Below are 8807 nucleotides of genomic sequence, written 5' to 3'. Positions count from 1 at the left end.
TTTGGTTGGAGCAGTGGTTTTTGCAACCGTTATGACACTGCTTAAGTGGAAAGCCAAACAGCAGCACGAACCCGTTATTAATTTTGTTGATCGAAAGGTAAAGTAATGACAGCACCGGCTATAATAATGCTAGTAGTAACCCTCGTGATCGTGTGGGGAGGGCTCGCTGCCTCAGTAGTGGCTTTGCGCTTCCTGCCGATCCCGGAGGCTACTGAAGAAGATAGCACAAGCGCCGCTCACAAGTCGCACGTAACAGAGTAGCGCAAGGAAGCGGATCACCGCTCTAGCTACCACGATTTAATCCCCGCTGTTGATTATAACGGCGGGGATTAAAAATTTGTCACACAGGTTCAACCGGCTCGCGTACTAAATCCACGCGCCTGCATTGAAACCAGCCCTGAACGCATAAAACCTCATACACCTGCGCTATTTTTCCGCCTGTCGACACCAGCGCACTGGCGTTATTTTTCAAACCCGGGAGCGCTAACGTAGAATATCCGCCGCCGCAGAAACACCCAAGCGAGTCGCTCCCGCAGCTATCATCTCAAGCGCGGTGCTGCGGTCACAAATTCCGCCAGAGGCCTTGACTCCCAGCTCACCGCCAACGGTCTGCGCCAGCAACCGTACCGCGTGCACGCTCGCCCCGCCCGCCGGATGGAAACCGGTTGAAGTTTTCACAAAATCCGCGCCACCCGCGATAGCAGCTTCGCACGCCATGATAATCTGCTCATCGCTCAACGCAGCCGCCTCAATAATAACCTTCAGCACCACAGGAGCGGGAGCGGATGCGCGCACCAACGCGATTTCACGCACGATTGCAGCATAGTCGCCCGCAAAAACACTGCCCAAATCTATCACCATGTCTATTTCATCCGCCCCCGCCGCGACCGCCCGCGCAGCCTCTGCCGCTTTTATCTTAGGCGCGTGTTTGCCGCTCGGAAAACCCACAACCGTTGCGAGTTTAAGCGCGGCAGGCAGCTCGCAGGCGAGCGGCAGCATCGACGGGGAAACGCACACCGCGTAACAGCCAAGCTCCTCGGCAGTTGCAATCAGAGCTGCAACATCGCTCGCCGTCGCCTCGGGCTGCAGCAGTGTTGCGTCAAGGTATTTAGCCAGTTGGGTGTTTTCCACAGTATCTCCCGCCTTGTAGCGAGCGCCGGTTGGCGCGGTTTAACGTACCCAACAACTCTACGCCCTAAACGTGCAAAGCCCTTCAGATAAGCAGCGGGTAGAATCGTAAGAGTAACCCCTACTAGAAACCGAGTAAGTATGACCACAACCAGCAAAAAAGGCGTTTTAGTTATCGGCTCAGCAAGCGCCGATCTCACAGTTTTTTCAGATGCCGCGCCCGCTCCCGGCGAAACAATTCTCGGCAGGCAGTTCACGCTCATGCTCGGCGGCAAGGGCGCAAACCAGGCGGTGGCCGTCAGCAAGGCGGACACACCGTCGTATTTTGTGGGCGCGGTCGGGGCGGATGAGTTTGGCACGCTCGTCTCAGACGGGCTCAAGAGCGCACAGGTTAGCACCTCTTATCTTGCAACAACGGCGGCGGATCACACGGGAGTTGCGCACATTCGGGTTGACTCCACGGGTGAAAACAACATCGTGGTTGTGCCCGGCGCAAACGCCGCACTCACCACCGCGCAAATAGACAAAGCAATCGACGAGCTTAAAAACAGCTGCTCGGTAATGTTAATCCAGCTTGAAATCCCGCTCGAAATAGTGGCTCACGCAATCGCTAGCGCACACAGCGCCAGAATTCGCGTTATTTTGGACCCCGCACCGGCCACACAGCTTCCCAAGGATATTTGGCGGATGCTAGACACCGTCACCCCGAACGAAACAGAGGCGCAGATTCTAACCGGAATTAGAGTAACCGACGCTGCGAGCGCGGTTACCGCCGGTGAATGGTTTATAAGCAGGGGCGTTAAAAACGCGCTGATAACACTGGCAGCTGCGGGCTGTGTGCTAGTCACAGAACAGGGCAGTTCACTGCACGAGCCGTTTAGAGTAACAGCGGTTGACACAACCGCCGCGGGGGACACTTTTGCCGGGTATCTTGCAAGCTCCCTGGCCAGCGGCGCTGATTTTGTAAATGCGCTCAGGCGCGCAAATGCGGCGGGAGCGCTGGCCGTTACTAAAAAGGGCGCCAGCGCGAGCATTCCCACAGACAGCGAAGTGGCGGCGTTTTTAGCCCTGCTTAAAGTTACCGCTAAAGTCGATAATTAAACCCGTCGGCTAGCCCCGGCAGCTACAACCCCGGGCAAGCCAGCTACCAGTCCGGCAATTAAGCCCGGCAACCAATCTCCGCCGCTACCCGTTAAACCCTATTACGAGCAAAATCGCATATCCCAGAGTCAGCAAGCTTGTCAGCTGCAGCACGCGGATCAGCTCGCCCGGTGTGCGGGCAGTGCACATAATGAGGCTGATCGGCGCGGCCGCAAAAATAAGCATCAGCACGAGCATCAGCTCGGGATAAAACCAAATATACGCAAGAGGCACGGCAAACGGCAAAAACACCATTGTTACAAACAGCGCCCGTGATCCGCGCTCACCTATCCGCGCCGAAAGCGTTATCTTTCCCGCTTGCCTATCGGTTTCAATATCGCGGGTGTTGTTTGCGATAAGCACCGCAACCGACAGGCAGCCGATGCCCGCCGCGGCCCAGTAAACCTCCTGCAGGCTGATGTCCGCCTGCAAAAAATACGTGCCCAGCGTTGCCACCGGCCCAAAAAACACAAAAACAACCAGCTCGCCAAGCCCCATATATCCGTAGGGTTTTTTGCCGCCCGTATAAAACCACGCCGCAAGAATCGCCGCAACACCTAACGCTAAAAACAGCCAGCGCCCGCTAATAACAATGGCTGCGAGCCCAGCGAGAGCTGCGATACCGAAACACACCAGCGCCGCACGCAAAACAAGTTTTGCTGGCACTGCCCCTGAGCCCGTTAGCCGCACAGGACCAACGCGGTAATCATCTGTGCCGCGAATCCCGTCAGAATAATCGTTTGCGTAATTAACTCCTATTTGCAGCAAAACAGACACGAGCAGCGCTAACAGGGTGAGCAGCCAGGAAAAAGCACGAGCCGTGTGCGCAAGCCCGGCTCCCGCAATAACCGGCGCGAACGCGAGCGGCAGCGTGCGCAGGCGCGCACCTGCAAGCCAGAGCCGTGCGCTCGATACCGGCGGTTGCTTCGATTTTGCCGCTGCCACTTAAACTCCTTATTGCTCGAGGTTAAAACAAATTAATTCTACCGCCACCCGCATTTTTAGCCGTTAATTACACGGTGATTAGCCACCGACTAATCACCGAGAAGCTGCTTTATTTTTTGCAGATCGGGTTTGCCACTCTGCAAATACGGAATATTTGCCACCGCGCACAGCCGTTTTGGCACCGCTCCTGCGCCAATTTCGCTGCGCAAACACGCTTTAATATCAGCGGCAAGCAGCGGTGAAATATTTTCTAGTTCGCACAACGCCAACTGCGCGCCCGCAGAATCTTCTAGCACAGCACGGTCTGGCACAACCGCGAGCACTGCCCGATGCCCCCACTGCTCATCCGCAATAATAGCCGCGCAGCACTCCGCAACCCCCGGCACGCGCTGGGCAACCTGTTCGATGCTCTCGAGCGAAATATTAATCCCGCCCGAAATTAAAACCCTGTCTAGTCTGCCTGTAATATCGAGCATACCGCCCATCAAATATCCGGAATCGCCCGTGCGATACCACTTTTCCAGCTGACCCGCCGCATTTTTTTCAGTTACAAACGCCAGGTTTTCAAGCTCTCTGTTGAGGTATCCGCTCGCCAAATTACTGCCCGCAAGCTGCACTTCACCGCCGCGCACCCTAATTTTTGTGTCACCAATCTCAACACCGTCATACACGCAGCCACCTGCGGTTTCGGTTGCGCCGTAGGTGCGCACCAGATTAACGCCCAGCTCGTGCGCCCGCTGTCGCAGTTCCAGGCTCACCGGCCCGCCACCCACCAGCACCGCTCGAAATCCGCGCAGCACATCTGCCGCGCGCGGATCACGTTGCGCAAGTTCTAGTAGTCTGTAGAGCTGCGCGGGCACAAGTGAGGTGTATTTCACGGACTCCGTCATGCGCTGCGCGGCTTGCACCAAGGCCTCGGGGTTGCCGTAGTCTGCCGCATAGTGAGGCTTAATGCCGGAGCAAATACTGCGCACCAGCTGCCCTAATCCCCCCATTGTGTGAGTTGGCAAAGCAATCAGCCACTGCCCGTCATCGCCCAGTGTTTCACGTGAAGCATTTGCGTTTGCCAGCAGCGCACTCGCGCTTAATTCCACGAGTTTTGGCGTGCCAGTGGATCCGGAAGTGGCTATCACAACCGCGGTGTCAAGGCGCACCCCCACCTCACCTGGGCGCGCCCCTCCAGCTAGACCGTGCAGCGCACGGGCGAGTTCTGCGCTCATTTTTTGCGGTATCGGGAGCACCGGCGATCCGCCCCGCAGTGCCCGCTCCAGGGCGCAATACAGCTGCTCGCCCGCGACCGCTACCGTTTCCAGCTCTCTGCCGAGCATTTTAGAAATGATAGGGGTAAGCCGACCAGTCAGGGTCGCGCTTCTCTAAGAAGCTGTCGCGCCCTTCAGCAGCCTCGGCGGTGCCGTAAGCAAGCCGCGTGGCCTCACCGGCAAACAGCTGCTGCCCTACAATCCCGTCATCAACCGCGTTAAAAGCGTATTTCAGCATTCTGATTGCGGTGGGTGATTTGCCCAGAATTATCCGCGCCCACTCAACACCCGCGCGCTCCAGTTCTGCGTGTGGCACAACCAGATTCACAACCCCCATCGCGCAGGCGCGCTCAGCGGAATACTCCTGCGCTAAAAAGAAAATCTCCCGTGCGCGTTTCTGCCCTATCTGGCGCGCAAAGTAGACCGATCCGTATCCCGCGTCAAAAGAGCCAACATCAGCGTCGGTCTGCTTAAAACGCCCGTGCTCACGCGACGCAATACTGAGATCGCACACAACATTTAGCGAGTGCCCGCCGCCCGCCGCCCAGCCAGGCACAAGCGCAATAACAACCTTGGGCATAAAGCGGATCAGTCGCTGCACCTCCAGAATGTGCAGCCGGCCCGCGCCGGTGACCCCCGTCTCGCCCTCGTACATATACCCGTCTTTACCGCGAATACGCTGGTCGCCGCCGGAACAGAAAGCCCAGCCGCCATCTTTTGGGCTTGGCCCGTTACCCGTTAGCAAAACAACGCCGATGCGCGAGTTAACACGCGTTTTTTCGAGCGCATCGTAAAGCTCGTCAACCGTTTGCGGCCTGAAGGCGTTGCGTACTTCGGGTCGATTAAAAGCGATTCTCGCGATTTTACCGTCTTTGCTGGTGTGGGCGGTAATATCTTGGTAGTTCTCGAAGCCCGGCATTTCGCACCAGATCGCCGCCTCAAACAGTTCTGAAACCTCTGCACTCATGCAGCTAAGTTTACGCGCTCTTACTCAAAACGCGCTAGATTAGAGAGTATGCGCACATCAGAAAACCCTTTGAAAAACGCTTTTGCAGACGGCGCAGCTGCGCCGCAGCGTGCTGCACTGCCGCCGCTAGCTGAGCTGCAGGAGCGCGCGCAGCTTGTAAGGCTCCCCCTGAACACCCGCTTCAGGGGCGTTATAAACCGTGAAATAATGATTTTTAAAGGCGCAGAGCGCGACTGCGAGTTCGCACCGTTTCCCGAATACAACACTGCCAGCGCAGCGCCCTGGCTTGCCGCCGCGATCGCGTACGGCTGGCACAAAATCCCCGCCCCCCGGCGCAGAATTATCGCTGTTAACGCAACCGTTCCTGCGGTTAATGCCGCGCACGTGCCCGAGGTTTTAGCCAGATTCACAGGGTGCACAACGGTAAAGGTTAAGGTTGCCGAGCGGGGGCAAACTCTCGCCGATGATATTGCGCGGGTGCGAGCGGTGCGCGAAGCCCTGGGCACAAACGCCCTCATTCGGGTTGATGCAAACGGTGCGTGGAGCGTGCCCGAGGCAACCGCCGCACTGCGCGCACTGGCGGAGTTCACGGTCGACTACGCAGAACAGCCCTGCAAAAGCGTCGCCGAGCTGAGCAAACTCAAAAAACAGCTGGTCAAAGCGGGAATTAACACTCTTATTGCGGCGGATGAGAGCGTCCGGCACGCGCACGATCCGCTGCTGGTTGCCCGCGCCAAAGCCGCCGACCTGTTAGTTATAAAAGCCGCACCGCTGGGCGGCATAGCTCGCGCCCTGCAAATCACGGTCGCTGCGGGTCTGCCCGTGGTGGTTTCTAGCGCGCTTGACAGCTCAATCGGCGTCGGCATGGGCGCTCGCCTCGCCGCGGCTCTGCCAGATAACGCCCTGTACGGTGCCTGCGGGCTAGGCACCACCGCCCTGTTCAAAGCGGATGTGTGCGAACCGCACCTATCATCCCAGCACGGATTTATTGACGCAACAACCCCGATCACAGCTGATCCGGCACGTTTAGAAGCCCTAAAAGCACCCCCGCACAGGGAAAAATGGTGGCGTCAACGCCTGAGCGACTGTTACCAGTTCTTACTGCAATCGCAGTAATTTCAGCTCGGGCATTAGCGCCACCGTCTCAAAAACCGCTAAACTCGCAACCGCTACAGGCTATTCAGCTAAGAAATAGCGGGAAGTTCTGCGGCATAATTCCCAGCAGCGCGCCAACGGGCTTGTGCTCGATATACACTTTGCCCAAAACGGTGCGCGGAATCTCGTAGTCTGTTATCAACGCAGGCTCGTGCACGGCGTAGTATTCGATAATATCCGCCGCAAACTGCACCTCGTCGAGTGATTCAGCATAGGTTTTGCCCATCTCGGTGGCGAGCGCCCGCGCCAGCTCGTTTTTGCGTTCAACAAAGATCTATGCGACTTTCGCCACGAACCCAGCACGCTGCTGCACGCTCTGTTTGCGCCGCTCTCGATAGGTGGCAGCGGATCGCACTAGCGCCTCTTCAATCTGCGTATCTGTTGCTGTATCGTTTTCTCGAACACTACACCCGTTGCCGGGTTTTGTGTGCGATATTCAGCCGTTATCAGAAGTAATACCGGTTGTGGTTTCATACTGCGCGCAATCAGAGGGCACACAATCTAAACACAGAAAACCCCTCGAACTCGCACCAACGAATCCAAGGGGTTCCCCTGACTATAGTGTTAAAACACAGTAGCTAAACTATGCCCTACTGCTGCGGCGGCGAGCAGTGGCGATAACCACACTAGCACCCAGGAGGGCAAAAACACCACCCACAAACGGCGCAACAATCCACCCGGCACCAGTGTTCGCCAATACCCTACCACCAGTTGTTACACCATCACCCACAGGAGTCTCCGCAGGCACAGGCACAGGCACTACCGGAGTGTCCGGTGTCACCGGTGCTTCCGGCACAACAGGCACAACAGGTGCTGGCACTGGAGCTGGCGCAGGCGCTGGTTCTGGCGCTGGTTCTAGCATTGGTTCTGGCTCAGGCGCTGGTTCTGGCGCTAACTCCTGCTCAGGCTCTGATGGTAACGGTGTTTCCGGCACCGCTGGCATCACCGGTAGCACAGGTTCTGGCATTGGTGGCACAGGTGACGGTGCTGGCTCTGACTCCTGTTCCGGTGCTGATGGCACTGGCATTGACTCAGGCGCTGGTTGCATCGGCGTTTCCGGCGCAACCGGCTCCACTGGTGCTGGTAACTCCTGCTCCGGTACTGTCTCCTGCTCCGGTGCTGGTGGTAGAGCATCCACAGCAACCTGCACCTCAGTATTCTCCGTCACCCTCTGCCTCACCGGATCCGTAGTAGGAGCCCACTCCCAATCAGCGGGAACTTCAACCTTATCAACAGTTACGGTACAAGTACTACCCTTGTAAACACCCTCAGATAGCTGCTGCTTAGTATTATCACCTGGTGACTGGAGAACATGGGTAAACTGACTGTTAATATAATCCCCATCCCTACCTGGCACAGTGCATTTTAGTGTTCCAGTGACAGTAACACTAACCCCACCAGTCCCGCTCTCCTCACTCTCAGTAAGATCAAACACTCCTGTAACAGTAGCTTTTTCCTCCCTAACCTTAAACGAATCACCAGAATAACCACTATTACCCTGATCACCATCCTGATTCATCGGATAAACTATTTGATCCATCGTATTAGCATCCTGAACAGGAGTGGCAAAAGCACCCGTTAGAATCCTATCCGTATTCTGTGGTTTTGACTGCAGCCCAGCCTGACCGGTTATCTTGAATACTAGACCACCCCCGGCAGGGATACTATCAACCACGGTGGTGAAGTACCCTATAATATCATCATACGTCCACTCATCATCAATTGGGCATTTTGCTTTACCAGTTGCCATGCATTGGGGTTTCAACTCTCCAGTGTGAATAAACCCCTCCTCCTCTGACGGCAAAAAAACATAAACACTAACACTCTTAGCCTCATTCCCCGTTACGCTTACCGTTGAAGTAATCGTGACAGAATCCCCGGGAAGATACGACTCCTCAACCTTAGTCTCAGTGGATATGACCGGGTTAGCTTCTAACTCTAAACGTGTTGCAAAACCAGCGGGTGTCTTAGTGTTAAACAAACCCATAGTCGCTGCAACAACATCACGCAACAACACGTTTGAAACACTACGCGCCACCAAGCTAGCAACCTGCGCACTAACAGTATTTACCCGCGCTGCGGAAGAAGCAGCAGATGCTGCGGAAGAAGCAACGGTTCTAGGTGTAGACTGACCCGTTTGCTCGCTTGTAGTCTGCTCTAGTGCTGTCGCTTGTGGTGTGATTAGAAACCCTGACACCAGACCCAACACGAGA

At 56.2% G+C, this 8807-nt stretch carries 8 protein-coding genes and 1 pseudogene; 3 read left to right on the top strand and 6 right to left on the bottom strand.

From position 1 onward, the window contains the following. Positions 1 to 105 precede the first annotated feature (105 nt). Positions 106 to 261: a methionine/alanine import family NSS transporter small subunit gene (locus KJY78_RS06365; RefSeq protein ID WP_214337564.1), complete on the top strand. Its 156-nt coding sequence runs from the start codon at positions 106 to 108 to the stop codon at positions 259 to 261. Positions 262 to 483: 222 nt separating this feature from the next. Here the strand turns inward: KJY78_RS06365 and deoC are convergent, their stop codons facing one another. Continuing rightward, positions 484 to 1131 carry a deoxyribose-phosphate aldolase gene (deoC, locus tag KJY78_RS06360; RefSeq protein WP_214337770.1) on the bottom strand — a complete coding sequence of 216 codons (648 nt, stop codon included), beginning with the start codon at positions 1129 to 1131 and terminating at the stop codon, positions 484 to 486. A gap of 138 nt (positions 1132 to 1269) precedes the next feature. On the opposite strand from deoC, the gene rbsK reads away from it, so the two are divergent. Next, entirely contained in the window at positions 1270 to 2229 is a 960-nt protein-coding gene (gene rbsK, locus KJY78_RS06355) for a ribokinase (protein WP_214337769.1), read from the top strand. Between the two features lie 84 nt (positions 2230 to 2313). Here rbsK and KJY78_RS06350 read toward each other — a convergent pair whose 3' ends face one another. The 3 genes from KJY78_RS06350 to KJY78_RS06340 all read right to left on the bottom strand — a co-directional run bounded on the left by KJY78_RS06350 (position 2314) and on the right by KJY78_RS06340 (position 5439). Beyond that, positions 2314 to 3213: a 1,4-dihydroxy-2-naphthoate polyprenyltransferase gene (locus KJY78_RS06350; protein ID WP_214337768.1), complete on the bottom strand. Its 900-nt coding sequence runs from the start codon at positions 3211 to 3213 to the stop codon at positions 2314 to 2316. An 89-nt stretch (positions 3214 to 3302) separates the two neighbouring features. Continuing rightward, positions 3303 to 4541: an AMP-binding protein gene (locus KJY78_RS06345; protein ID WP_214337767.1), complete on the bottom strand. Its 1239-nt coding sequence runs from the start codon at positions 4539 to 4541 to the stop codon at positions 3303 to 3305. A gap of 1 nt (position 4542) precedes the next feature. Continuing rightward, positions 4543 to 5439 (bottom strand): 1,4-dihydroxy-2-naphthoyl-CoA synthase, encoded by an 897-nt coding sequence (locus KJY78_RS06340; protein ID WP_214337766.1) that lies wholly within the window; start codon positions 5437 to 5439, stop codon positions 4543 to 4545. Positions 5440 to 5487: 48 nt separating this feature from the next. Between KJY78_RS06340 and KJY78_RS06335 the strand changes: the two genes are divergently transcribed. Beyond that, positions 5488 to 6555, top strand: a complete 1068-nt coding sequence (locus tag KJY78_RS06335) for an o-succinylbenzoate synthase (RefSeq protein WP_214337765.1) — start codon at positions 5488 to 5490, stop codon at positions 6553 to 6555. Positions 6556 to 6619: 64 nt separating this feature from the next. Here the strand turns inward: KJY78_RS06335 and KJY78_RS06645 are convergent, their stop codons facing one another. Continuing rightward, entirely contained in the window at positions 6620 to 6820 is a 201-nt protein-coding gene (locus tag KJY78_RS06645; protein ID WP_250544239.1) for an aldehyde dehydrogenase family protein, read from the bottom strand. Between the two features lie 357 nt (positions 6821 to 7177). After that, positions 7178 to 8807, bottom strand: a pseudogene (locus KJY78_RS06325) (hypothetical protein); the annotation flags it as partial.

This window comes from Canibacter zhuwentaonis (assembly GCF_018531145.1).
Lineage (GTDB): Bacteria > Actinomycetota > Actinomycetes > Actinomycetales > Microbacteriaceae > Canibacter > Canibacter zhuwentaonis.
This window is presented reverse-complemented; position numbering and strand designations above follow the sequence as displayed.